20 protein-coding genes are annotated in these 23,398 nt (G+C 71.5%); 13 read left to right on the top strand and 7 right to left on the bottom strand.

Going from position 1 to position 23,398, the window contains the following annotated elements:
* Positions 1–48 precede the first annotated feature (48 nt).
* The 5 genes from KY5_RS26450 to KY5_RS26430 all read left to right on the top strand — a co-directional run bounded on the left by KY5_RS26450 (position 49) and on the right by KY5_RS26430 (position 5,932).
* Positions 49–885: a hypothetical protein gene (locus tag KY5_RS26450; protein WP_098244565.1), complete on the top strand. Its 837-nt coding sequence runs from the start codon at positions 49–51 to the stop codon at positions 883–885.
* Positions 885–2,828, top strand: coding sequence for a fumarate reductase/succinate dehydrogenase flavoprotein subunit (locus KY5_RS26445; RefSeq protein ID WP_098244564.1), 1,944 nt, complete (start codon positions 885–887; stop codon positions 2,826–2,828). Before KY5_RS26450 ends, KY5_RS26445 begins: the two co-directional genes overlap by 1 nt.
* Complete coding sequence (locus KY5_RS26440; protein WP_098244563.1) at positions 2,825–3,595, top strand: succinate dehydrogenase/fumarate reductase iron-sulfur subunit; 771 nt, start codon at positions 2,825–2,827, stop codon at positions 3,593–3,595. The genes KY5_RS26445 and KY5_RS26440 overlap by 4 nt, the downstream gene beginning before the upstream one ends.
* Before the next feature lie 98 nt (positions 3,596–3,693).
* Complete coding sequence (locus KY5_RS26435; protein ID WP_098244562.1) at positions 3,694–4,953, top strand: alpha/beta hydrolase family protein; 1,260 nt, start codon at positions 3,694–3,696, stop codon at positions 4,951–4,953.
* A gap of 37 nt (positions 4,954–4,990) precedes the next feature.
* Complete coding sequence (locus tag KY5_RS26430; protein ID WP_098244561.1) at positions 4,991–5,932, top strand: hypothetical protein; 942 nt, start codon at positions 4,991–4,993, stop codon at positions 5,930–5,932.
* A gap of 4 nt (positions 5,933–5,936) precedes the next feature.
* Here the strand turns inward: KY5_RS26430 and KY5_RS26425 are convergent, their stop codons facing one another.
* Positions 5,937–6,674, bottom strand: coding sequence for an SMI1/KNR4 family protein (locus tag KY5_RS26425; RefSeq protein ID WP_159072601.1), 738 nt, complete (start codon positions 6,672–6,674; stop codon positions 5,937–5,939).
* A gap of 198 nt (positions 6,675–6,872) precedes the next feature.
* Between KY5_RS26425 and KY5_RS26420 the strand changes: the two genes are divergently transcribed.
* Complete coding sequence (locus KY5_RS26420; protein WP_199843632.1) at positions 6,873–7,943, top strand: LacI family DNA-binding transcriptional regulator; 1,071 nt, start codon at positions 6,873–6,875, stop codon at positions 7,941–7,943.
* A gap of 48 nt (positions 7,944–7,991) precedes the next feature.
* Here the strand turns inward: KY5_RS26420 and KY5_RS26415 are convergent, their stop codons facing one another.
* Complete coding sequence (locus tag KY5_RS26415; protein WP_098244558.1) at positions 7,992–9,002, bottom strand: acetylxylan esterase; 1,011 nt, start codon at positions 9,000–9,002, stop codon at positions 7,992–7,994.
* Between the two features lie 352 nt (positions 9,003–9,354).
* On the opposite strand from KY5_RS26415, the gene KY5_RS26410 reads away from it, so the two are divergent.
* From KY5_RS26410 to KY5_RS26380, 7 genes are all read left to right on the top strand, one after another.
* Positions 9,355–10,599 (top strand): sugar ABC transporter substrate-binding protein, encoded by a 1,245-nt coding sequence (locus tag KY5_RS26410; protein WP_098244557.1) that lies wholly within the window; start codon positions 9,355–9,357, stop codon positions 10,597–10,599.
* A gap of 9 nt (positions 10,600–10,608) precedes the next feature.
* Positions 10,609–11,640 (top strand): carbohydrate ABC transporter permease, encoded by a 1,032-nt coding sequence (locus tag KY5_RS26405; RefSeq protein ID WP_098244556.1) that lies wholly within the window; start codon positions 10,609–10,611, stop codon positions 11,638–11,640.
* Positions 11,637–12,473, top strand: a complete 837-nt coding sequence (locus KY5_RS26400) for a carbohydrate ABC transporter permease (protein ID WP_098244555.1) — start codon at positions 11,637–11,639, stop codon at positions 12,471–12,473. Before KY5_RS26405 ends, KY5_RS26400 begins: the two co-directional genes overlap by 4 nt.
* Positions 12,474–12,536: 63 nt before the next feature.
* A complete protein-coding gene (locus tag KY5_RS26395) occupies positions 12,537–13,742 on the top strand; it encodes a glycoside hydrolase family 1 protein (RefSeq protein WP_098244554.1) in 1,206 nt (401 codons plus the stop codon).
* A gap of 132 nt (positions 13,743–13,874) precedes the next feature.
* A complete protein-coding gene (locus KY5_RS26390; protein ID WP_098244553.1) occupies positions 13,875–15,299 on the top strand; it encodes a glucoamylase family protein in 1,425 nt (474 codons plus the stop codon).
* Positions 15,300–15,398: 99 nt separating this feature from the next.
* Positions 15,399–17,498: a TPM domain-containing protein gene (locus KY5_RS26385; protein WP_199843248.1), complete on the top strand. Its 2,100-nt coding sequence runs from the start codon at positions 15,399–15,401 to the stop codon at positions 17,496–17,498.
* A gap of 103 nt (positions 17,499–17,601) precedes the next feature.
* Positions 17,602–18,315 (top strand): PspA/IM30 family protein, encoded by a 714-nt coding sequence (locus KY5_RS26380; RefSeq protein ID WP_098244552.1) that lies wholly within the window; start codon positions 17,602–17,604, stop codon positions 18,313–18,315.
* A 32-nt stretch (positions 18,316–18,347) separates the two neighbouring features.
* Here KY5_RS26380 and KY5_RS26375 read toward each other — a convergent pair whose 3' ends face one another.
* From KY5_RS26375 to KY5_RS26355, 5 genes are all read right to left on the bottom strand, one after another.
* Positions 18,348–21,005, bottom strand: a complete 2,658-nt coding sequence (locus tag KY5_RS26375; protein ID WP_418952818.1) for a SpoIIE family protein phosphatase — start codon at positions 21,003–21,005, stop codon at positions 18,348–18,350.
* A 173-nt stretch (positions 21,006–21,178) separates the two neighbouring features.
* On the bottom strand, positions 21,179–21,586 hold the full coding sequence (locus KY5_RS26370) for an ATP-binding protein (protein ID WP_098244550.1): 408 nt from the start codon (positions 21,584–21,586) through the stop codon (positions 21,179–21,181).
* Positions 21,587–21,712: 126 nt separating this feature from the next.
* On the bottom strand, positions 21,713–22,114 hold the full coding sequence (locus tag KY5_RS26365; protein ID WP_098244549.1) for a (deoxy)nucleoside triphosphate pyrophosphohydrolase: 402 nt from the start codon (positions 22,112–22,114) through the stop codon (positions 21,713–21,715).
* Between the two features lie 56 nt (positions 22,115–22,170).
* Positions 22,171–22,356 (bottom strand): SPOR domain-containing protein, encoded by a 186-nt coding sequence (locus KY5_RS26360; RefSeq protein ID WP_098244548.1) that lies wholly within the window; start codon positions 22,354–22,356, stop codon positions 22,171–22,173.
* 281 nt (positions 22,357–22,637) lie between these two features.
* On the bottom strand, positions 22,638–23,393 hold the full coding sequence (locus KY5_RS26355; RefSeq protein ID WP_098244547.1) for a GntR family transcriptional regulator: 756 nt from the start codon (positions 23,391–23,393) through the stop codon (positions 22,638–22,640).
* Positions 23,394–23,398 lie beyond the last annotated feature (5 nt).

Genomic DNA, 23,398 nt, shown 5'->3' with positions numbered 1-23,398 from the left:
GCCCCTCAGAGCCCCTCCCCCAACCGTGGAAGAAGGAGTGGAGCCTCGTTGGCCACCGGCACGGAACCCCAACCGAAAAGCGGCAGGACCCCGGCAGGCGGCGTGCGCGACGGCACGCGCGCCGCGATCGGCGCTGCCCATCTGCGGACCGACCGCTGGTGGCTCGCGCCCGCGGTGACGGCCGCCGGGCTGCTCGCCTTCGTCGTCTACTCGACGTGGCGGGCCTTCGCGAACGCGGACTATTACCAGGCGCCCTACGTGTCGCCGTTCTACTCGCCCTGCCTGGCCGACAACTGCGCGCCGATGCGCTCGGGCCCCAACTGGGAGATCTTCGGCAGCTGGTGGGGCCTGTCCCCCGCGCTGCTCATCCTGATCTTCCCGCTCGGCTTCCGGCTGACCTGCTACTACTACCGCAAGGCGTACTACCGCGGCTTCTGGGCCTCACCACCGGCGTGCGCGGTCGCCGAGCCGCACAAGAAGTACTCCGGTGAGACCCGCTTCCCGCTGATCGTCCAGAACATCCACCGGTACTTCTTCTACGCGGCGGTGCCGGTCGCGGGCATCCTCACGTACGACACCGCGCTCTCCTTCCGTGACGAGCACTACGCGTGGGGCCACATGGGCCTCGGCACCCTGATCTTCGTCGTCAACATCTCGCTGATCTGGGCGTACACGCTCTCCTGCCACTCCTGTCGGCACATCGTCGGCGGCAAGCTCAAGCACTTCTCCAAGCATCCGGTCCGCTATCGCATGTGGCAGTGGGTCGGAAAGCTGAACGCCCGTCACATGCTGCTCGCCTGGGCGTCGTTGGTGAGCGTGGCGCTCGCCGACTTCTATGTGTACCTGCTCGCGTCCGGCGCCTTCGACGATCCGAGGTTGTTCTGATGTCTCCAGTGGAACGGCAGCAGTGGGACGTCGTCGTGGTGGGCGCGGGCGGGGCCGGGCTGCGGGCCGCGATCGAGGCCCGTGAGCAGGGCGCGCGGACCGCGGTGATCTGCAAGTCGCTCTTCGGCAAGGCCCATACGGTGATGGCCGAGGGCGGCATCGCGGCCTCCATGGGCAACGTGAACTCCGGCGACAACTGGCAGGTCCACTTCCGGGACACCCTGCGCGGCGGCAAGTTCCTCAACCAGTGGCGGATGGCCGAGCTGCACGCCCGCGAGGCGCCCGACCGCGTCTGGGAGCTGGAGACCTGGGGCGCCCTGTTCGACCGCACGCCCGACGGCCGGATCTCCCAGCGCAACTTCGGCGGACACGAGTACCCGCGCCTGGCCCACGTCGGCGACCGCACGGGCCTCGAACTCATCCGCACCCTCCAGCAGAAGATCGTCGCCCTCCAACAGGAGGACTACCGCGAATTCGGCGACTACGAAGCACGCCTGAAGGTCTTTCAGGAGTGCACGGTCACCCGGGTGTTGAAGGAGGAGACCGGCGACGGCGGCGGGCGGGTCTGCGGGACCTTCTGCTACGACCGCGAGTCCGGGCGCTTCTTCGTCCTGGAGGCGCCGAGCGTGGTCCTGGCGACCGGCGGCATCGGCAAGTCCTTCAAGGTGACGTCGAACTCCTGGGAGTACACCGGTGACGGGCACGCGCTCGCGCTGCTCGCCGGGGCACCGCTCCTGAACATGGAGTTCGTGCAGTTCCACCCGACCGGCATGGTCTGGCCGCCGTCGGTGAAGGGCATCCTCGTCACCGAGTCCGTGCGCGGCGACGGCGGCGTCCTCAGGAACTCCGAGGGCAAGCGGTTCATGTTCGACTACGTGCCCGACGTCTTCAAGGAGAAGTACGCGCAGTCGGAGGAGGAGGGCGACCGCTGGTACGACGACCCGGACCACAACCGCCGCCCGCCCGAGCTGCTGCCCCGCGACGAGGTCGCGCGCGCCATCAACTCCGAGGTGAAGGCGGGCCGCGGCTCACCGCACGGTGGCGTCTTCCTCGACGTCTCCACGCGCATGCCCGCCGAGGTCATCAAGCGCCGACTGCCGTCCATGTACCACCAGTTCAAGGAACTCGCCGACGTCGACATCACCGCGGAGGCGATGGAGGTCGGGCCGACCTGCCACTACGTGATGGGCGGCATCGCGGTCGACTCCGACACCGCGGCAGCGCGCCGCGTCGCCGGGCTCTACGCCGCGGGTGAGGTCGCGGGCGGCATGCACGGCTCCAACCGGCTCGGCGGCAACTCGCTCTCCGACCTGCTCGTCTTCGGACGGCGCGCGGGACTGCACGCGGCCAGGTACACCGCGGGCCTTGCGGCGCGGCCCGCCGTGGACGAGGTGCAGGTGGACACCGCGGCGGCCGAGGCGCTGCGGCCGTTCAGCGCGGAGGGGCCCGAGGACGGGGCGACGCCGGAGAATCCGTACACCCTTCACCAGGAACTCCAGCAGACGATGAACGACCTGGTCGGCATCATCCGCCGCGAGGGCGAGATGGCGCAGGCCCTGGAGAAGCTCGCCGACCTGCGGGTGCGGGCCCGGCGGGCCGGGGTCGAGGGGCACCGGCAGTTCAACCCCGGCTGGCACCTGGCGCTCGACCTGCGCAACATGCTGCTCGTCAGCGAGTGCGTGGCACGGGCCGCCCTGGAGCGCACGGAGAGCCGCGGCGGCCACACCCGCGAGGACCATCCCGCGATGAGCCGCGAATGGCGCCGCGTCAACCTGCTCTGCCAACTCACCGATCCCAGCGGCGGGTTGGCGGCCACCGATCCCGTACGCGGCCAGATCGACCTCGTCCGCGTGACCACCGAACCCATCCGCCCGGACCTGCTCGCCCTCTTCGAGAAGGAGGAGCTGGTCAAGTACCTGGCCGAAGAGGAGCTGTACGAGTGAGTTCGTACGACGCGCGATTCAAGGTCTGGCGCGGGGACACCGGCGGCGGCGCCCTGGAGGACTTCACCATCGAGGTCAACGAGGGCGAGGTCGTCCTCGACATCATCCACCGCCTCCAGGCCACCCAGGCGCCCGACCTCGCGGTGCGCTGGAACTGCAAGGCGGGCAAGTGCGGTTCGTGCTCGGCGGAGATCAACGGGCGGCCCCGGCTGATGTGCATGACGCGCATGTCGGTCTTCGAGCCCGACGAGCTCATCACGGTGACACCGCTGCGGGCCTTCCCCGTGGTGCGCGACCTGGTGACGGACGTCGGCTTCAACTACACGAAGGCGCGCGAGGTCCCGGCCTTCGTGCCGCCCGCCGACCTCGGTCCCGGCGAGTACCGCATGCAACAGGCGGACGTGGACCGCTCGCAGGAGTTCCGCAAGTGCATCGAGTGCTTCCTGTGCCAGGACACCTGCCACGTGGTGCGCGACCACGAGGAGAACAAGGGCGCCTTCGCCGGGCCGCGCTTCCTGATGCGGGTCGCCGAGCTGGACATGCATCCGCTGGACGCGGCGGCGGACTCCGGCCTCGACCGCAAACGCACCGCGCAGGACGAGCACGGGCTCGGCTACTGCAACATCACCAAGTGCTGCACGGAGGTGTGCCCCGAGGGCATCAAGATCACGGACAACGCGCTGATTCCCCTGAAGGAACGGGCGGTCGACCGGAAGTACGATCCGCTGGTGTGGCTGGGGAACAAGATCCGGCGGCGGGGGGACTAGGGTCTGTCCGGCGGGCGGGCCCCTGGGGGTAATCCCCCAGGGGGATTCTCGTGATCGCCCCCATGGTCCGGCGGACCGCCCGGAAGCAGCATGGGGGCATGACTTCTTCCACGGCTTCCTCCGCTTTGACGCGTCGTACGTTGATGGGAATCGCGGCCACCGGGCTCGCGGCGGCGCTGCTGCCGGTGTCCGCCTCGGCGTCCACGTCCGCGCCCGGGTCGGCGCGTGCGGCCGCGGCGGCCGGGGCCCCCGCCGCCCAACTCCCCGCGCCCACCGGCCCGTACGGCATCGGAACCGTCTCGGCGCGGCTCGTCGACCGTTCGCGCCACGACCCGTGGGTGCCCGCACGGCCGTACCGCGAGCTGATGATCAGCGTCTGGTACCCGGCCGCGCCCGGCTCCGGCGACGACCGCGCCCGCGCGCACTACATGGCGCCGGGCGCCGCCACCCGCTGGGACGCCATGTCGCCGCACGGCGTCCCGAAGGGCGCGCTCGACTTCGCCGCCACGCGTACCCACGCCCGCGAGGGGGCGCCCGCCGACGCGCGGGGCGGGCGGCGCCCCGTGCTCGTGTACGCCGCGGGTGCGGGCGACCCGCGCACCTGGGGGACCTCGCTCGTCGAGGAGATGGCCAGCCGGGGATACGTCGTCGTGACCGTCGACCACACCTACGAGAGCCCGGCCGTGCAGTTCCCCGACGGCTCGGTCAAGGACTTCGCGCCGCTGATGGAGGCGTTCGAGGAGGCGCGGAAGAACGACGCCGTGCCGGAATTCCTCAAGAAGACCACCGACGTACGGGTCGCCGACTCCACGTTCCTGCTCGACAGCCTCGGTTCGCTCCCCCACGGCCTTTCAAAGATCGTCGACCGGCGGCGCGTGGGCATGTTCGGCCACTCCGCGGGCGGAATCGCCGCCGCGGAGACGATGTACGAGGACCGCAGGGTCAGGGCGGGCGTCAACCTGGACGGCACGCTGGAGTTCAACCCGGATCCGATCGGCACGAACCTGATGCCGGTCGCGCGGCACGGCCTCGACCGCCCGTTCCTGCTGATGGGCAGCGACCGCCCGACCGAGCCGTCCTGGCGCGCGTTCCTGTCGCACGGCACCGGATGGCAGCGCGACCTGACGCTGCGGGGCTCGCGGCACCAGGCGTACACGGACCTCTCCGCGCTCCTGCCGCAGGCCGGGGTCGACCGGGGGACCGTCGAGGAGAACATCGGCACGATCGACCCGGCGCGGGCGGTGGCGGCCCAACGGGCGTACGTGGCCTCGTTCTTCGACCGGTGGCTGCGCGGGAAGGACGACGGCCTGCTCGACGAGCCGTCGAAGCGCTACCCGGAGGTGGAGTTCACCGGCTGAGCCTCCCCGCTCCGCCCCTTGTGCCACACTGCCGCGCATGCGCATACCCCGCCCCTTCCTGGCCCTCCTGCTCACCGGCGCGCTGAGCGCGAGCGCGGCGGCCTGCTCCCTCCCCGGCGGGGACGACGGGGACGGCGACGACGGCACGGGCCTCGAACAGGCCCTCGACGCGGTCCCGGCGTCCGCCTCCGACCAGGCGGTGACCTACCGCGACGTGCGCACCACGCGCCGACTCGTGGCCGCGGACCCCGCGCTCTACCGGGGCCTCGCGGGCTACGGAATCCTCGAAGTCGTCCAGCACGGGTACACGGGCGGCAACGTCCGCGCGGACTGGGGGTTCGACGCGAAGGACGTACGGGCGTCGGTCCAGGTAGGCGACGGCTCGCTGCTCACCGGCCGCTTCGACACGGACGCGGTCGCCCGCGCGATGAAGAAGCGGGGCTACCGGGCCACCGACGCCGACGGCGGCACCCGCTACAAGAAGTCCGGTGACGCCACGACCTACGAGGTGTCCGACTCCACTCGCGTCAGCATCCGCTCGGACGTGAAGCTGGGGCTCGCCGAACCCGACAAGTCCCTGCTGGACGAGGACGCTTACGCGGAGATCGCGGACTGCCTGGGGGACGTGTACGAAGCGACGTACTACGCCGAGCGCGAGGACGCGGACGCCGTGCTCTTCGCGATCGGCGGGCGCCTCGGCAAGGGCGGCGCGTCGTCCTCGTCGTCCGCGTCGTCCTCGGAGAAGTTGTGCGCGCGTACGGCGTCGAAACGGGCGGCCGAGTCCATCGCGGCCCGGCTGCGCGAGAAGACGGCCCCCGGCGAGCGCTACGCGGGCTCGAAGGTGACCGTCGGCGAGGGCGGAACCCCGCTCGTCACGATGACCTGGAAGAACAGCGCCAAGTCAGGGCTGCGCCCCGGTGACAACGACAAGACGGGGGAACTGCCGGGGCTGCTGATCTGGGGGCGGAAGCAGGGGTAGCGGGCTACGCCCCGGCTTCCTTCCGCGCGGGCTCCTCCCACGCCCGGCGTTCCGCGATCGTCAGCCAGTGGACGTACCACTGGGCGAACGTGACCCTCTCCGCGCTGCCGGCGAGTTCGACGGGGATCACCCCCTCGGCGGCCGCGCGGGCGTCGTGCCACATCGTGCCGCGCTCGGGTCCGGTGAGGGCGAGCAGCGTGTAGTAGGCGCAGCCCTGCTCGCTCACGTAGAGGGCGCCGTCGGTCAGGGCCGCCAGGAGTTCGTCGTCGCGCGCGTCCCAGGCCGCGTGGTCCGCGCGGAACCTCGCCGCCTCCCCTGCCGTGTCGCCGTACGCGGACCGCTGGGGCTCGGCCGACTGGTGCTCCTCCCACTCCGCGGTGCGCTCGGGGCGGAACAGCGGGGGTGCGGTGTCGATGTCGGCATCGGTGTCGGCATCGGTATCGGCGTCGGCGTCGGCGTCGGTTCCCGACGGGGCCGCGTCCTCGCCGGGATCCACCGGGAACAGCCCGTAGTCCGGGCCCGCACCGCCCGCCCCCACCTCCAGGAGGAAAGCGCGGTACTCGGCGGGGAAGGTCACCCCGCGCCGCCGCTCCACGGCCTCGACCTGCTCCTCGGTCAGCACCGGGCGCAGTGCGAAACCGTGGCCGCACTCCTTGAAGTACGCGCCGAAGACCGCCCGCCGGTTCGGCGCGGCGCGCAGCGCGAGCACCCGCTCGCGCACCCCTGCCCAGACCCCGCCCACCTGCGCTCCTCCCCGTTCCCGCCACCCCCGGAAGGGGACCCGGCCTTGCTCACGGTCACCGTACGCGCCTACTGTGAATGCGCTTTCAATCCGGCCGAGGCCGGTTCCGCAAGGCGTCGGTGACGGGCATCGAAGGCGTCAGTGACGCACATCAGCAGCGAGAAACGAGCAGGCGATCGGGTGAGCACAACTCCCACGGTGTACGACGTCGCCGAGCGGTCGGGCGTCTCCATCGCGACGGTGTCGCGCGTCTACCGCACCCCGGACTCGGTCCGTGAGAAGACCCGCGAGCGGGTGCTCGCCGCGGCCCGCGAGCTCGGCTACGTGCCCAGCGGGAACGCCCGCGGGCTCGCCAGCCGTTCCACCGGCGTGCTCGGGCTCTGCTTCCCCGACCTCTCGGACCCGGACACCGAGACCGAGGCCGCCGCGGCCGACGCCGACGACGACCACGCCTTCATGCTCTACTCCGACCAGATCATCCGCGGCATGGAGCGGGCCGCCCGTCGGCACGGGTACGCGCTGCTGATCGCCGCCTCCCTCAAGGGCGGCCCGGAGAGCCTGGTCGCCAAGGTCGCGGGGCGGGTCGACGGCTTCGCCGTGCTGTCCAGGACCGTGCCGACCGAGGACCTCGACGTGATCTCGCGGCGGCTGCCCGTCGTGATGCTCGCCGGGCCCCGCGAGAACGACGAGCTCGACCACCTCGACCACATCGAGGTCGCCAACGCCGACGGGCAGCGCGAGCTGACCCGGCACCTGGTCGAGGACCACGGGCTGCGGCGGCTGGCCTTCGTCGGCGGTGAGGAGCGCTCGCCCGACGCGCAGGCGCGGTTCCTCGGCTATCGGGAGGCGTGCCGGGCGGCCGGGCTTCCGGTGCGCGAAGAGCCCGATCTGCGCGCCGAGATGATGACCCAGGCGGAGGGGGCGCGGGCCGCCGACGAACTCCTCGACCGGGCCGACGCGGCCGGACCGCCGCCCGATGCCATGCTCTTCGCCAACGACCAGATGGCCATCGGCGCGCTGCACGCGCTGGAGCGGCGCGGGGTGCGGGTGCCGGACGACATCGCCGTCACCGGATTCGACGGGATCCCGCTCAGCCGCCTGGTGCGGCCCGCGCTGACGACCGTGCGCCAGCCGATGCGCCAGCTCGGCGAGGAGGCGGTCGAACTGCTCGTACGCCGACTCGGCGCGGAGCGCGAACGGGAGCCCGTCGATCTGATGCTGCCGGTGAGCGTGGTGCGACGGGCCAGCTGCGGGTGCGGGCGCGAATAAGGCGATAGGGCGCCTCTTCTCCTGCGGGGGGGGCGGTGCGGACCGGCCTCAGTCGAGGTGCTCGGCGAAGAACCTCTCGCGGGCGTCCCGCAGCGCCTTCGTCTCCCGCTCCGTGCCTTCGTACGCGAAGTGGCCCGCCTCCAGGACATGGAGTTCGCGCGGGCCCGCGATCGCGTTGTGCACCGCGAACTGGCCCGGCGGCGGGACCGAGGGATCGAAGAGCGCGGGCGCCGTCAGGGTCGGTACGCGGAGGTACGTCGCCGCCGTCGCCGCGTCGAAGTAGCGCAGCACACCGGTGACTTCGGGGTGCTCCCGGTGGTACGCGCGGACCGCCTCCCCACTGCCCACGCACGGGAGCGTGAGCCGGAGCGGGTGGTTGCCGAAGGTGGGCACGGTCAGCTGCGCGGCGGCGAAACGGTCGTCCCAGGGCAGGGCGAGCGCGCCCAGGCCACCGCCGAAGCTCTCCCCGAGGTAGCCCAGGGAAGGCTGCCTCTCTCCCCCGTCGCCCCCGGTCAGCCCGGGAACCAGTTCGAGCAGCGCTGACGCCGCACACCAGAGGTCGGCCACGCAGTCCGCGAGCACGTAGGTGTCGCGGGACCCGATGCCGTGCAGCACGTGCTCGTCGGCCCGGCTCGGGATGCCGGGCCGACGGCCCCGGGTCTCCATGCCCCGGACACAGGGCAGCAGCGCGGCCGAACGGGGCAGCGGAAGCGGGACGTCCGGGCCCGGTTCATCGCGTCCGCCGTAGCCGTGCCCGACGACGAAGCCGTGCTCCACGGGGCCGTGCTCCACGGGACCGTCGTCGGGCAGCACGAGCCAGCCCCCGACGCGCACTCCACCGACCGACGTGTACGTCACCCCGTGCACACGGACCCCGTCGCGCACCTCTTCCACGGGGCCGACGACGGGCGCGGTCGGAACCGCGCGGGCGGCCTCGTGGCGGGCCCGCCAGAAGGCGGCGAAGTCGGCCGGTGCGGGCGGCGCGGGCACCGCGAGGAGGTCGTCGAGGGTGTGGCCGTACGCCGGGTCGAAGGGGAAGTCGTGCGAGAACGCGGGCATGCGGCGACCCTAACGAGGGCCCGGCGCGACCCGGACCAGGGACCGATGCGGCCCGGACCAAGGTTCGGCGTGGCCCGGACCGGCGAGGCTCAGGCCACCCGGCGCCAACTGGACTGCGGAGCATGAGGCAACCGCCACATTTCCTTTCAGGATGCAAACATCCCGCATAGCTTGCTCAAGCCACGCACTTCGCCCACGCCTCCCATGTCACCCCCGTTACGGGAGTGTGACCAAGACCCTCTTGCGGTCACCAGGGACACTGCCACAGAGTGATGTATGCGCTTACAGACAGCGCATACATCCGGCACCGCAAGACGCCGGGACGTCAGGGAAGCTCAAGGAGGAGCCGTCCATGCACCGCGCCGCCAGAACCGCTTCGGTCGCCATCGCACTCGCGACGGCGTTCGCCGTCACCGCGTGCGGCAGCTCCGCCGGTGACGAAGTCGCCGCCGACAAGAAGCAGACGCTCACCGTCTGGGCCATGGGTGCCGAGGGCGAGAAGCTCGCGGAGGTCGCCGAGAAGTACGAGAAGGCGAACCCGAACATCACGGTCAAGGTCACCCCCGTCGGCTGGGACGTCGCCCACCAGAAGCTGGTCTCCGCGGCCGCCGCGGGCAAGCTGCCCGACGTGGCCCAGATGGGCGGCAGCTACCTCGGCGAGTTCGCCGAACTCGGCGTCCTGGAGCCGGTGGACACCAAGACCTTCGACAAGAAGGACTTCTTCCCCGCGGGCTGGCAGCAGGGCGAGGTGGACGGCACCTCGTACGGCGTGCCCTGGTACGTGGACACCCGCGTGCTCTACTACCGCACCGACCTCGCGAAGAAGGCGGGCGTCGGCAAGCCCCCGGCCGACTGGAAGGGGCTGCGGGACATGGCATCGGCCCTGCGGGACAAGGGCGACGGCAAGTGGGGCATCTACCTCCAGCCCCGCGGCCTCGACACCGTGCAGTCCTTCTACCCCTTCCTGTACTCGGCGGGCGGCGAGATCGTCGACGGGGACGGCAAGGCCGCCTTCGACAGCCCCGCCACGGTGAAGGCCCTCAAGGAGTACGGCGCGTACATGAAGGACGGGCTCAGCATGAAGAGCTCGCAGCCCGGCTACGACCCGCTGAAGGACTTCAACACCGGCGACGTCCCGATGTTCTTCTCAGGACCCTGGATCAGCACGCTGATCAAGGACCAGTACCCCGGCCTCAAGGGCAAGTGGGGCGTCGCTCCCGTGCCCGCCGACAAGACCTCCACGTCGATGGCCGGTGGATCGAGCCTGGTGATCTCCAAGGACAGCCCGCACAAGGCCGCCGCCAAGGAGTTCATCCAGCACCTGACCGACACCAAGGGCCAGGCCGACTGGTTCGAGCGCACCAGCGACCTGCCCGCCAACACCAAGGCGTGGGAGAGCGGCGAACTCGCCGACAACCCCGATCTGCAGGTCTTCAAGAAGCAGATGGAGACCGCCAAGACCTCGCCCGCGCTGGCCAAGTGGACCGAGGTGACCTCCAAGGTCGACGCGGCCATCGAGTCGGTGACCCAGGGCAAGGCCTCCGCCGAGGACGCCGCCGAGAAGGCGCAGTCCGAGATCGAGAACCTCGTGAAGTAGGCAGCGATCATGAGCACCACTAGCGGAAAGGCCGCCGCACCGGTGGCCGGAGCGCGGGGCGGCGGCCCGGGGACTGCTCCGTCCCCGGCCACCGGCTCCGAGGACGGCCGCGAGGGCCCCGACGGCCGACGACGCGAGCACGGACGCGGACGCAAGCGCGGCCTGGGCGTTCAGAACTGGGCCGGGTGGCTCTTCTCCACCCCCTTCCTGGTCCTGTTCACCGTCTTCATGGCGTTCCCCATCGTCGCCACGCTGGCCATGAGCTTCACCGACTTCGGGCTGCGCAACGTGACCCGGCCCTGGGAAGCGAACTTCATCGGCTTCGAGAACTACACCAAGCTCTTCGGCGACGAGAAGTTCCTCACGGCCCTCTTCAACACCGGGTACTTCGTGGTGATCGGCGTTCCGCTCACCCTCTTCCTCGGGCTCCTCGTGGCCGTCCTCCTCAACAACGGGATCGATCGCGCCCGGACCTTCTTCCGGGTCGGGTTCTACGCACCTGTCGTGACCTCCATCGTCGCGGTGGCCGTCGTCTGGCGGTTCGTGCTCGACCCGAGCGACGGGCTCATCGCCGGACTCTGCGCCGAACTCGGGCTCACCGCACCGGACTTCCTCGGCAGCGAGACGCTCGCCATGCCCTCGCTCATCGCGATGGCCGTCTGGCGCAACCTCGGCACGGTGATGGTGCTCTTCATCGCCGGACTGCAGGCCATTCCGACCGAGGTCCGCGAGGCCGCCAAGCTGGACGGGGCCGGCGCCTGGCAGGAACTCCGCCGGATCACCGTTCCCCTGCTGCGGCCCACGCTGCTCTACGCCACGGTGATCACCACGATCGGCTATCTCAATGTCTTCGAGGAGCCGTTCGTCATGACGCAGGGCGGTCCTTCGGACTCCACGCTCACCGTGTCGCTGAACATGTACCGCGAGGGCTTCAACTTCTTCCACATGGGCTATGCCAGCGCCATGGCGTACGTCCTCTTCGTGGTGATCATGGGCATCACGGTGCTCCAGCTCCGACTGCTGAAGGACAACACCAAATGAGCGCCAAGTCCCAGGTGATGAAGCGGCCGCTCGTCTATGTGCTCCTTTCCGCCGGACTTCTCGTCATGTCCGCGCCGTTCCTCTGGATGGCCCTCTCGGCCTTCAAGTCGGCCGAGGAACTGACCGCGAGTCCGCCCGTCTGGATTCCGTCCGAGTGGACCCTGGACAGCTTCCACCGGCTGCTCGACAAGCTCGATCTGCCGCTCTACTTCATGAATTCGGTGATTGTCGCGGTGCTCGTCACCGTCGCCAATCTCGTCTTCTGCTCGATGCTCGGATATGCACTGGCCAAGCTGAACTTCATCGGCCGGAACAAGATCTTCGCCCTGGTGCTCGGCGCCCTGATGGTGCCCGGCAACCTGATGCTGCTGCCCTTGTTCGTGCTGATGAGCAAGTTGCAACTGATCGACTCCTATGCCGCCTTGGTGCTGCCCTTCGCGGCCGGTGCCTTCGGGGTCTTCCTCATGCGGCAGTTCATGCAGTCGATCCCCGACGAGCTCCTCGAAGCGGCCCGGATGGACGGCGCCGGCGAGTGGTACATCTTCTGGCGGATCGTGATGCCGCTGGTGAAGCCCGCCCTCGCGACGCTCTCGATCTTCACGTTCCTCGGGTCCTGGAACAACTTCGTCTGGCCCCTGATCGCGACCAACGACCCCGACAAGTACACCCTCCCGGTCGCCCTCGCCACCTTCGCGACCGACCCCAACAAGTCGTCCGGATCCAACGGGATGCTGATGGCCGGGGCGTTCCTGATCGTGCTGCCGGTCCTGATCGTCTTCGCCGTGCTGCAGCGGTACTTCACCCAGGGCATCGCCACCGCGGGCATGAAGTAGCCCCACGGGCGCCGCTCGCCCCGCCCGGCACTCCCCCACCTTGCAAGAGAAAGACATCTCGCGATGACGCACACCCCGATCCCGTTCCCCGAAGGCTTTCTGTGGGGCGCCTCCACCGCCGCCCACCAGATCGAGGGCAATAACACCAACAGCGACTGGTGGGTGAAGGAGCACAGCACCGGCACCCACATCCAGGAACCCAGCCTGGACGCCTGCGACAGCTACCACCGCTGGCCCAAGGACATGGACCTGCTCGCCGAACTCGGCTTCACCGACTACCGGTTCAGCATCGAGTGGGCCCGCATCGAACCCGCCGAGGGCCGGTTCTCCCGGGCGGAGCTCGCGCACTACCGGCGGATGGTCGAGGGCGCGATCGAGCGCGGTCTGCGGCCGATGGTCACCCTGCACCACTTCACCGTGCCGCAGTGGTTCGAGGCGCGGGGCGGCTGGACGGCCGAGGACTCCGCCGAACTGTTCGCGCGGTACGTCGCCGCCTGCGCGCCCGTCATCGCCGACGGTGTGCCGTACGTGTGCACCATCAACGAGCCCAACATGATCGCCGTCATGGCCGGGCAGGCCAAGCGCGGCGACATCGGCTTCCCGCCCGCGGGGCTGCCGACCCCGGACGACGAGACCACGCACGCGGTGATCGCCGCGCACCACGCCGCCGTGAAGGAGGTCAGGGCGATCGACCCGGCCATCCGCGTGGGCTGGACCGTCGCCAACCAGGTCTACCAGGCGCTGCCCGGCGCGGAGGAGGTCACCGCCGCGTACCGCCACCCGCGCGAGGACGTCTTCATCGAGGCCGCGCGCGGCGACGACTGGATCGGCGTGCAGTCCTACACGCGCACCCGGATCGGCGCCGAGGGTCCGATACCGGCGCCGGACGACGCCGAGCGGACCCTCACGCAGTGGGAGTACTACCCGGCCGCCGTCGGGCACGCGCTGCGCCACACCGCCGCCGTGCTCGCCGATGCCGGAGTGCCCCTGATCGTCACCGAGAACGGCATCGCCACGGACGACGACGCGCGCCGCGTCGACTACTACAAGGGCGCGCTCGACGAGGTCGCCGCCTGCCTGGAGGACGGCCTCAACATCGGCGGCTACCTGGCCTGGAGCGCCCTGGACAACTACGAGTGGGGCTCCTACGCGCCCGCGTTCGGACTGATCGCCTGGGACCGCGAGACGTTCGCCCGCACGCCGAAGCCGTCCGCGCACTGGCTGGGCGGGCTCGGCCGCACGCGGGAACTCCCGCGCCTGGCCGACTAGTTCAGCGCACCCTCCCCAGCTCGGGGGCCGACCGCACCTGACAGCGGTCGGTCCCCGTATCACCGCCGCACGCCACGAACCTCCCCTTCCATACCTGTCACCGGCACACCTGTCACTGGGAGTTGGACCTTCATGGATCGTCGTACATTCCTCGCCGCCGGGGCGGGAGCCGGGGCCGCTGCCCTGGCCCTCGGTGGCGCACCGGCCGCCGCAGCGGCCCCGCGGGTTCCTTCGTTTCGTCCTCATACCTCTGATACACCGCTGCTGCGGAAGTGGTTCCGTGCCACGCATCACTCGATCGAGGCAATGACGACCGACCTCGGTCTCGCCGCCGACAAGATCGACGTCAGCGGCCCCGGCACCCCGGTCCCCTCGCGCCAGACCTCGCCGACCAACATCGGCTGCGGGCTCTGGACCACCGTCGCCGCCCGCGGCCTCGGCGTCATCGGCGACGGCGCGATGCACCGCCGCCTCGCCCGCACCGTCGCGGCCGTCGAGAAGCTGGAGCGGCACCACGGCTTCTGGCTCAACTGGTACGACGCGCACGACGGTTCGGTCCTCACCAGCTGGCCGGGCACCGGCGACCCGGTCCGCCCGTTCCTGTCGTCCGTCGACAACGCCTGGCTGGTCACCGGTCTGCGCATCGCCGCCCACGCCGACCCCGCCCTGCGCCCCCGCGTCGCGAAGCTGCTGGCGGGCGCGGACTGGTCGTACTTCTACACGCCGTACGACCCGGCGGACCCGGTCGCGGGCCCCGGACAGCTGCGCGGCGGGTTCTGGACCGACACCGGCGAGCCGACCGCCCATCACTACGGCGCCCTCAACACCGAGCCGCGCATGGCCAGTTACCTCGGCATCGCGGACGGCTCGATCCCCGCCGACCACTACTGGCACCTGCTGCGCACCATGCTCCCCGAGCACGAGCAGGAACAGCGGCCCGGCGGCGGCTACGTCACCATCGACGGCGTCCGCGTCTGGCAGGGCCACTACACCTACCGGGGGCGCAAGCTCGTGCCCACCTGGGGCGGCTCGATGTTCGAGGCGCTCATGGTGCCGCTCTTCGTGCCCGAGCCCGAGTGGTCCCCGCGCGCGTGGGGCACCACGCACGACCGCTATGTGCGCGCCCAGATCGAACACGGTCTGATCGAGGAGAGGTACGGCTACTGGGGCTTCTCCCCCGCGAACATCCCCGACGGCGGGTACCGCGAGTACGGCGTCGACGCGATCGGCATGCAGGTCGACGGCTACCACTCCCTCGGCGTCGTCACGCCGCACGCCTCCTTCCTGGCGCTCCCCCACGCGCGCGGGGCGGCCATCGACAACCTGAAGGCGCTGGAGCGCGACTTCGGGGCGTACGACGAGACGTACGGATTCCGCGATTCCGTGGACGTGCGCAGCGGACGGGTCAGCGACTTCGCGCTCGCCCTGGACCAGGGCATGATCGCTGCGGCCCTCGCCCAGGAACTGCGGCCCGGACTGCTGCAGGCGCCGTTCCGCACCGGCGGCTTCGCCACGCGCGTGCGGCCGCTGCTCGCCAAGGAGCGCTTCAGCATCTGAGGGGACGCGTGGGAGGGCGCGCGGTGGCCACGCGCTGCTTCGGAGTGCCGCCACCCGGCCCGGTCGCGTCCCCCCGAATACCGCCATACGCTCCCAAATGTGACGCCGCCCTCGCACCTGGCCGGGCGGGCGGCAGCGGCCGCGGTGGCCGTGCTGCTCGCCTGGTTCCCGTTGCTGTGTCCCCCGCGCGCGTTCGCCGACGATCCGGTCACGCTCTCCCGCACCGGCCAGATCACCGACAAGGCGGGCGCGCTCGGGGACCGGAAGGACGCCGCCGAGCAGGCACTCGACCGACTCTACGACGACCGCGGCGTGCAGCTCTTCGTCGCCTACGTGCGCGATTTCTCCGGCCGCTCCGCGCAGAGCTGGGCGGATGCCACCGCCCGGCGCAACGGCCTCGGCATCGACGACGTGCTGCTCGCCGTCGCCACCCGCGACCGGCAGTTCGCCTACTCCGTGGACGACGCTTCGCGGCTCACCGACGCACAGCTCCGGGACGTCGCCACCACCGCGATCAGGCCCGCCCTGCGCGAGAACGACTGGGCGGGAGCCGCCGTCGGCGCCGCGAACGGCTACCGCGCGGTCCTCGCCGGGCAGCCGGTGCCGACCCCCGCGATCACGCCGGGCTCGGCCGACCCCGGGGCCGACGACGACGGCTCCACCGCCGGTGACCTGGTGCTCCCCGTGGTCGCTGTGGGCGCGGCCGGGATCGCGGCGACGGTCGCGTACAAGCGGCGCAGAAAGCGGGTCACCACGCGCACGACGCCCGGCGGCGGTCGGGGCCGCGGCACGGGCAAGGACCTCACCCCGCTGCCCGAGCTCGACCAGCAGGCCAGCCGCCTGCTCGTGGAGACCGACGACGCGATCCGCACCAGCACCGAGGAGCTCGGCTTCGCCACCGCCCAGTACGGCGAGGAGGCGGCCGAGCCCTTCAGCGCCGCGCTGACGTACGCACAGGCCGAACTGACGGCCGCGTTCCGGCTGCGGCAGGAGCTCGACGACGCCTTCCCCGAGGACGACCCGACCAGGCGCCGCATGCTGGACGAGATCGTCGCGCGCTGCACGGAGGCGGGCCGCCGCCTCGACGCCGAGACGGCGGGCTTCGACCAGCTGCGCGCCCTGGAGAAGAACGCCCCGGCGGCCCTGGAGCACGCGGAAACCGTGTTCCGGCAGGTGGCGGGGCGTACCAACGCGGCAGGCGAGACCCTCGACGCCCTCCGTGCGACGTACGCGCCGAGCGCGTCCGCGTCCGTCGTCGGCCATGTCGAGCAGGCCAAGGACCGCCTGGTCTTCGCCACCACGCACCTCAACCAGGCCCGGCAGTCCCTGGACGCGGGCGAGAGCGGGAACGCCGCCGTCCATCTGCGGGCCGCCGAGGGCGCCGTCGACCAGGCGGGCACCTTCGTGGACGCCGTCGACCGCCTCGCCGACGAGCTCGCGCGGGCCGCTGAGAAGCTGACCGCCGCGCTCACCGACGCCGAGGCCGACCTCGCCGACGCGCGCGGCCTCCTGGAGGGCACCGCGGAAGGCGTCTCCACGGCCGATCTGCGGGGCCGTGTCGCCCGCGCGGAGTCTGTGGTCGCCGAGGTGCGCGGGCGGACGTCCGCGGGCCCCTACGACCCCATCGAGGCCCTGCGCCGCGTCGAGGAGGCCGACGCCGCACTCGACGCGGCGCTCGCGGGCGCCCGCGAGCGCGAGGTCACCGACCGCCGCGCCCGGTCCCTGCTCGCCCAGGCCCTGCTCACCGCGCGCAGCGCCGTCGGCGTCGCGGCGGACTTCGTGACCACGCACCGCGGCGCCGTCGGCAGCGAGGCGCGGACCCGTCTCGCCGAGGCACAGCGCCACCTCGGGCAGGCGGAGGCGGCCCAGGACGACGACGCCACGGCCGCGCTCGCCGACGCCCAGCAGGCGGACGCGCTGGCCCGGCAGGCGCAGCAGCTCGCCGAGCGGGACGTACGGGGCTACGGCAACCCCTACGGAGGGCTCGGCGGTGGCGGTGGCCGGGGCGGCGGTACGGGTGGCGCGGTGCTCGGCGGGATCATCCTCGGCGAACTCCTCGGAGGCATGGGCCGGGGCATGGGCGGCGGCGCGGGCGGCGGAGGCGGTCACTACGGAGGGGGCGGTTTCGGTGGCGGCGGACCCGGGAGCTTCGGTGGCGGCGGGACGCGGGGGCGCCGGGGCGGAGGCGGCAGGTTCTGACCTTCCACCGGCTCTGACCAGCCCTGACGGCTAGCTCCAAGGCCCCCTCGTAAGAAGACCAACGCAAAGACCCACGCGAAGACCAACGCAAAGAGGCGAGCTCATGACCAAGCAGACCATCCTCGGCCGCGTCGCCCAGCTCGCCAAGGCGAACATCAACGCGCTCCTCGACCAGGCCGAGGACCCGCAGAAGATGCTCGACCAGCTGATCCGCGACTACACGGACAACATCAAGGAGGCCGAGGAGGCGGTGGCCGCCACCATCGGCAATCTCCGGATGCTGGAGCAGGACCACAAGGAGGACCAGGACGCGGCCCTGGAGTGGGGTGCCAAGGCGCTCGCCGCGAGCAGGAAGGGCGACGAGCTGCGCGCGGACGGGAACGCCGCGGAGGCCGACACGTTCGACCGGCTCGCCAAGGTGGCGCTCGGCCGACAGCTCCAGGCCGAGAAGGAGGCCAAGGAGGCCGAGCCGACGATCGCGTCGCAGACCGAGATCGTGGACAAGCTGCGGTCCGGGCTGGACCGGATGAAGGTCAAGCTGACGGAACTGCGCGCACGCCGAGACCAGTTGGTGGCCCGCGCCAAGACCGCCGAGGCCCAGAACCAGATGCTGGACGCGGCCCGGAACATCGACGTCCTGGATCCGACCAGCGAGCTGAGCCGCTTCGAGGAGAAGGTGCGGCGCGAGGAGGCACGGGCGCTCGGCAGGCAGGAACTCGCCGCCTCCTCGCTCGACGCGCAGTTCGAGGAGCTGGACGGCCTGGGCGACGCGGCGGAGGTCGAAGCCCGCCTCGCCGCCCTCAAGGCGACCACCTGAACCCTCTCAAGGCCGCCACATGAACGTGACCGTCAGAACAGACTGAGCAACGCCTCCGCCGCGTCCATCGGCTCCACTTCCCCGTTCGGCAACGCCAGTTCGAACCAGACCGTCTTGCCGTGCGGCGTCCTGCGCGAGCCCCAGGCCGCGCTCAGGAGGCCGACGAGCTGGAGTCCGCGCCCGCCCTCGTCGGTGTCGCGAGCTCGGCGCCGACGGGGCTGCACGAAGCCGCCGTCCCACACCTCGCACACCAGGGTGCGGTCCAGCAGGAGCCGCAGTCTGATGTCGCCCTCGCCGTATCTGAGCGCGTTGGTGACGAGCTCGCTGACCAGGAGTTCCGCCGTGTCGCAGAGCCGCTCCAGGTCCCAGGAGCGCAGCTGTTCGCAGGCCAGTTCGCGGGCGCGGCCCACGGACTTGGGGTCGCGCGGCAGCGTCCAGTCGCCGACGTGCTCGGCGGGCAGTCCCTCGACGCGCGCCATCAGGAGCGCGATGTCGTCCTCTCCGTGGTGGGTGTCGAGGGTGCTCAGGACGTGGTCGCAGACGTCCTCCAGGGCCGGTGGCGCGTCGCTGAGCGCGCGGACGAACGCGTTCAGGCCCTCGTCCAGCGGATGGTCGCGGGATTCGACGAGGCCGTCGGTGTAGAGCGCGAGCAGGGCACCCTCGGGGAGTTCGACCTCGACGTCCTCGAAGGGCTCGCCGCCCACGCCGAGCGGCATGCCGGGGGGCACGTCGAGCATGAGCGCGGACTCGCCTGGCTCGACGAGCACGGGCGGCAGGTGGCCCGCGTTGGCGAAGGTGCAGCGTCGCGTGACGGCGTCGTAGACCGCGTACACGCAGGTGGCGAGGTACACCTCACTGAGGTCCGCGTCCGCGGCCTTGCGGGCCGCGCGGGTGGCCTGCTGGGGCCCCGCGGGGTTGCCGAGGCCGCGGGCGATCTCGTCGAGGGCGGAGAGGACGTCGGCGGGCTCCAGGTCGAGCAGGGCCAGGGTGCGTACGGCGGTGCGCAGTTCGCCCATGGCGACGGCGGCGCGCAGGCCGCGGCCCATGACGTCGCCGACGACCAGCGCGGTGCGGTGCCCCGGGAGCTCGATGACGTCGAACCAGTCGCCGCCGACCTCGGTGGCCGCGTTGCCCGGCAGGTAGCGGCAGGCGATGTCGAGCCCGGACGCCTCCGGGTCGCCGGGCGGCAGCAGGGAGCGTTGCAGTATCAGCGCGCGCTCGTGCTCCCTGCGGTAGAGGCGGGCGTTGTCCATGCAGACGGCGGCGCGCGCGGCCAGCTCGACGGCGAGGGCCCTGTCGCGCTCGCCGAAGGGTTCGCTGCCCTTCGTACGGGAGAACTGGGCGAGGCCGACCACGGTGTCGTGCGCGACCATCGGCACGGCGAGCGTCGACTGGATGAGGCCGCCGGTGAGGCGGCTCGCGGACTCGTCGTCACCTGCCGTGATCAGCCGGGGCCGTGCCGTGCGCAGCGCGTCGGCGCACGGCGACGTGAACGCGTAGCGGTGCACGGCGCCCACGTCCACGGGCCCGGTCCCCGCCGGAAACGGAGCGTCCGCGACGGCGCTCGCGAAGGCCACTCTGCGCAGCTCCGCGCTGCCGTCGGCGAGTCCGGGCGGAGTCTCGTCGCCGTCGAGGAGCCCTTGGTAGAGGTCCACGGACGCGAGGTCGCAGAAGCCGGGGACGGCGACGTCGAGGAGTTCCCTCGCGGTGGTCTCCAGGTCGAGGGAGTTGCCGATGCGGGCGCCCGCCTCGTTCAGGAGTGCGAGGTTGCGGCGGGCGTGGGCGGCTTCGCGGGCCGCCGCGTGCCGCCTGGTGACGTCGGTGCCGAGGCCCGCGACCCCGATCGGGCGGCCCGAACCGCTGTGCACGCGGTAGAGGTTGATCGACCAGTGCCTGCGGTCGGTGCCGCCGGGCGTGGGGCCCACGATCTGCATGTCCGTCACGGCGTCGCCGGTTTCCAGGACCCGTTTGAGGGCGGCGGACATGCGGTCGGCCTCGTGGCGCGGCAGGTAGTCGTGCACAGTGCGGCCGCGCTGGTCCTCGGCGCCGCCGCCGAAGACCTCGACGAAGCGGCGGTTGGCGCGCTGCACCTTCAGGTCGGTGCCGAACAGCAGGAAGCCGAACGGAGATTGGCCGAAAATGGCCTGCGAGGCCGCGAGGTCCGTCTCGATCTGCCGGAGCGCGCGGACGTCGACGACGATGCAGACCGCGGCCCGCTCACCGTCCTCCGTCTCGGTCGGCATCACGTAGACCTCGGCGATGCCTTCCGTGCCGCCGCCGTCGAGCCGGCCCCCTTCGGGCAAACGGAAGGGGACGACGCCCGTCCACTCCCGCCCGTCGAGGATCTCCGCCATCTTGCGGTGACCGCCCGCGCGCAGCTCGGGCGGCACGAACGCCTCGATCGGGTCCTTGCCCACGGCGTCCCGCGCGGCCACGCCGAACAGCCGCTCGGCACGCACGCTCCACTGGTCGACGAGGCCGTCGGCGCCGATCGAGAACGAGGCGACCTTGATGTAGTCGTAGATCGAGCCGGGTGGGTTGCTCTGCCAGGTCTCGTCCGCCGTCGCTTCCGCGGGCCCCTCGGCCCCGGCGCCACCTGGCTCGTCGGCCATGCCGTCGCCGACACCCTCGGCAGTCGCGTCGCCCGACGGGCCGCTCGGCCCCGTCGCCTTCGCTGGTATCTCGCTCACGCGAACCGTCCCCTCCAGCTCACCGCGTCCGGCACCGGTCACCGCATACGGCTGCCCGCAGTATCCAGCACTACGGCACCGCGCCACACGGCGTTCACGATCACAGCACGGACTCGACTCCTTTTGGCCCGTGCCGCCCTTGTGCCCGACACCTTTCGCACACTGCAAGTCTTCTAACCCGGCAGCGCCAGCTCGAACCACACCGTCTTTCCCGTCCGGCCCGTCCGGCCCGGACGTGTGCCCCAGCTCCTGGCCGAGCGGGCCACCAGCTGGAGGCCCCTGCCGCCCTCGTCGTCGGGCCCCGCGTTCCGTTCCAGAGGGGGGTCGGGGAGCGGGTCGGACACCTCCACACGCAGCGTGCCCATGGGGTCCACGGGACGTACGAGGCGTACGCCGATGGGCCCTGACGCATAGCGCAGGGAATTGGTCACCAACTCGCTCACGAGCAACACGGTGACGTCGCCGAGCGGCGCGAGGCCCCAGTCGCCCAATTGCTCACGGACGACGGCGCGGGCGGTGCGGACGGCGCCGGGGTCCGCGGGAAAATCCCATTCGGCGCAGTCGCCTTCGGTGTCGATCACGCCGAATCACTTCCAGACCAGATGCGGAACCTGTCCGGTTTCATGGGGTTAATGGGCACATACCCGATATCCCGGCAGGATTACCGCTTACCTGGGCGCACTGTGGCACGAACGGCGTAGGCGGAGTCAGTCCGCGGCGCCCGGCACCGCGAGCGCCGCGGAGACCGCGGGCACGTCGGCGGCCAGCCAGTCCACCGACCAGACCTCGTCCGGCGTCAGCCAGCGCAGCGCGTCGTGATCCTCCAGGGGCTCCGGCTCTCCGGAGACCAGGCGGGCCTTCCACACCCGCAGCGCATACCCCTTGGGCAGCGGCCACTGCCCGGGCACGCGCTCCAGGGGTACGGCCTCGACGCCCAGCTCCTCGCGGAGCTCGCGCACGAGGGCGTCCTCGCAGCGCTCGCCGGGCTCGACCTTGCCGCCGGGGAGCTCCCAGCCGCCCGCCAGTTCCGGCGGGGCGGAGCGCCGCGCGGCGAGCAGGCGGCCCTCGTCGTCGTACAGGGCGGCGCCCACCACGATGCGATCGTTCATGGGCCGGAGCCTAGGCGCTCCGCTGCGGCCGGTTCGAAATCCGCGGGCCGCCCTCGTTACCGTCCGCTGCCGCTCGGGCTCAGCTTCTCGATCCAGTACAGCTGCTGGTGGCCGCGGTCGTCGAGGCTGTCCGCGATCTTCTGCGCCTCGGCCTTGGTCGCGTACCTGCCCACGCGGTAGCGGTTGCCGTTGTCGTCCTGGCGTATGACGAGCCAGGGCAGCAGAACCGTCCCGTCGTTCATCGCGCCCCTCCGCTCGCCGCCCCCGGCGCGCCCCACGCCTCGATCAGTAAGGAAACCGCAATCCGCATATGCCCGAGCCTACGCCCGACCTTTACTCAGCGGATACGAGTTTGCACAAAGAGATACGCAGGAGGTGCGCAATCGGCCAACGGGCGGGCAACGGCGGGGGCGCGCCCGAGGGGCGCGAGGGTCGGGCCGGAGCATCCGGACCCCGCCCCGACAGCGGGCGCGCGGGCCCCTTCACCCTCCGGTCGCGCGCCGCCACGACGGCGCGCGACGGGTCATTTGACCGGCAGGTGGTACGCGACCCGGTAGCGGTCTGCGGGTACGACGACGTCGGCGGTCTCGACGGGGCGGCCCGACGCGTAGTACGTGCGCTGGACGACGATGACGACGTGGCCGGGGACGCCGCCGAGCGAGGTGAGCTCCTCGGCGAGGCCGGGGCGGGCGCCGACCTCCTCGGCGACGTTGTCCACGATCACGTCGATGGCGGCCATCCGCTCCACCACGCCGCAGCCGCCGAGCGGGCCCTCCTCGGGGAGCATCACGGGGGTGCGCCCCGTGACGGCGAGGGGCTCCCAGGAGGTGGAGAGCATCATCGCCTCGCCCGCGTCCCTGAAGACGTACTTGGTGCACATCACGCGGTCGCCCACGCGGATCCCGAGCCGCTCGGCGATCAGGGCGTTCGCCTCCACCTGCTCGCTGCGGGACTCCCAGGTGCCCCGCGCCCCGTCGGCCGCCTGCTCCTGGCGGAAGGGCGTGGAGCCGCCGGTCAGGGAGCGGTAACCGGTGCGGGCGATCTTGCGCGGGACGGGTCGCTCGCGCACGTAGGTCCCCGAACCGGAGCGGCCCTCGACGAGCCCTTCGGCCATCAGGACCTTCCGGGCCTCCAGGGCGACCGTGTCCGAAACTCCGTACTCCTCGCGGATCCTGGCCTGCGAGGGGAGCCGGGTGTGCGGCGGCAGCGAACCGTCGGCGATCTTCTTGCGGAGATCACCCGCGACACGCAGATACGCCGGCTGCTCACCGAAAGTCACTGGCC

Origin of the sequence: Streptomyces formicae, assembly GCF_002556545.1 — a bacterium.
In the GTDB taxonomy this organism is placed as follows: domain Bacteria; phylum Actinomycetota; class Actinomycetes; order Streptomycetales; family Streptomycetaceae; genus Streptomyces; species Streptomyces formicae_A.
Note: the sequence above shows the minus strand (reverse complement) of the source record. Positions and strands in the feature narration are given on the sequence as shown.

Excerpts from the sequence above, each read along its gene's own strand:
- KY5_RS26390 (WP_098244553.1), top strand. The coding sequence starts at position 13,875 with ATGGATCGTCGTACATTCCTCGCCGCCGGGGCGGGAGCCGGGGCCGCT.
- KY5_RS26445 (WP_098244564.1), top strand. The coding sequence starts at position 885 with ATGTCTCCAGTGGAACGGCAGCAGTGGGACGTCGTCGTGGTGGGCGCG.
- KY5_RS26380 (WP_098244552.1), top strand. The coding sequence starts at position 17,602 with ATGACCAAGCAGACCATCCTCGGCCGCGTCGCCCAGCTCGCCAAGGCG.
- KY5_RS26365 (WP_098244549.1), bottom strand. The coding sequence starts at position 22,114 with ATGAACGATCGCATCGTGGTGGGCGCCGCCCTGTACGACGACGAGGGC.
- KY5_RS26435 (WP_098244562.1), top strand. The coding sequence starts at position 3,694 with ATGACTTCTTCCACGGCTTCCTCCGCTTTGACGCGTCGTACGTTGATG.
- KY5_RS26400 (WP_098244555.1), top strand. The coding sequence starts at position 11,637 with ATGAGCGCCAAGTCCCAGGTGATGAAGCGGCCGCTCGTCTATGTGCTC.
- KY5_RS26395 (WP_098244554.1), top strand. The coding sequence starts at position 12,537 with ATGACGCACACCCCGATCCCGTTCCCCGAAGGCTTTCTGTGGGGCGCC.
- KY5_RS26405 (WP_098244556.1), top strand. The coding sequence starts at position 10,609 with ATGAGCACCACTAGCGGAAAGGCCGCCGCACCGGTGGCCGGAGCGCGG.
- KY5_RS26415 (WP_098244558.1), bottom strand. The coding sequence starts at position 9,002 with ATGCCCGCGTTCTCGCACGACTTCCCCTTCGACCCGGCGTACGGCCAC.
- KY5_RS26430 (WP_098244561.1), top strand. The coding sequence starts at position 4,991 with ATGCGCATACCCCGCCCCTTCCTGGCCCTCCTGCTCACCGGCGCGCTG.
- KY5_RS26360 (WP_098244548.1), bottom strand. The coding sequence starts at position 22,356 with ATGAACGACGGGACGGTTCTGCTGCCCTGGCTCGTCATACGCCAGGAC.
- KY5_RS26410 (WP_098244557.1), top strand. The coding sequence starts at position 9,355 with ATGCACCGCGCCGCCAGAACCGCTTCGGTCGCCATCGCACTCGCGACG.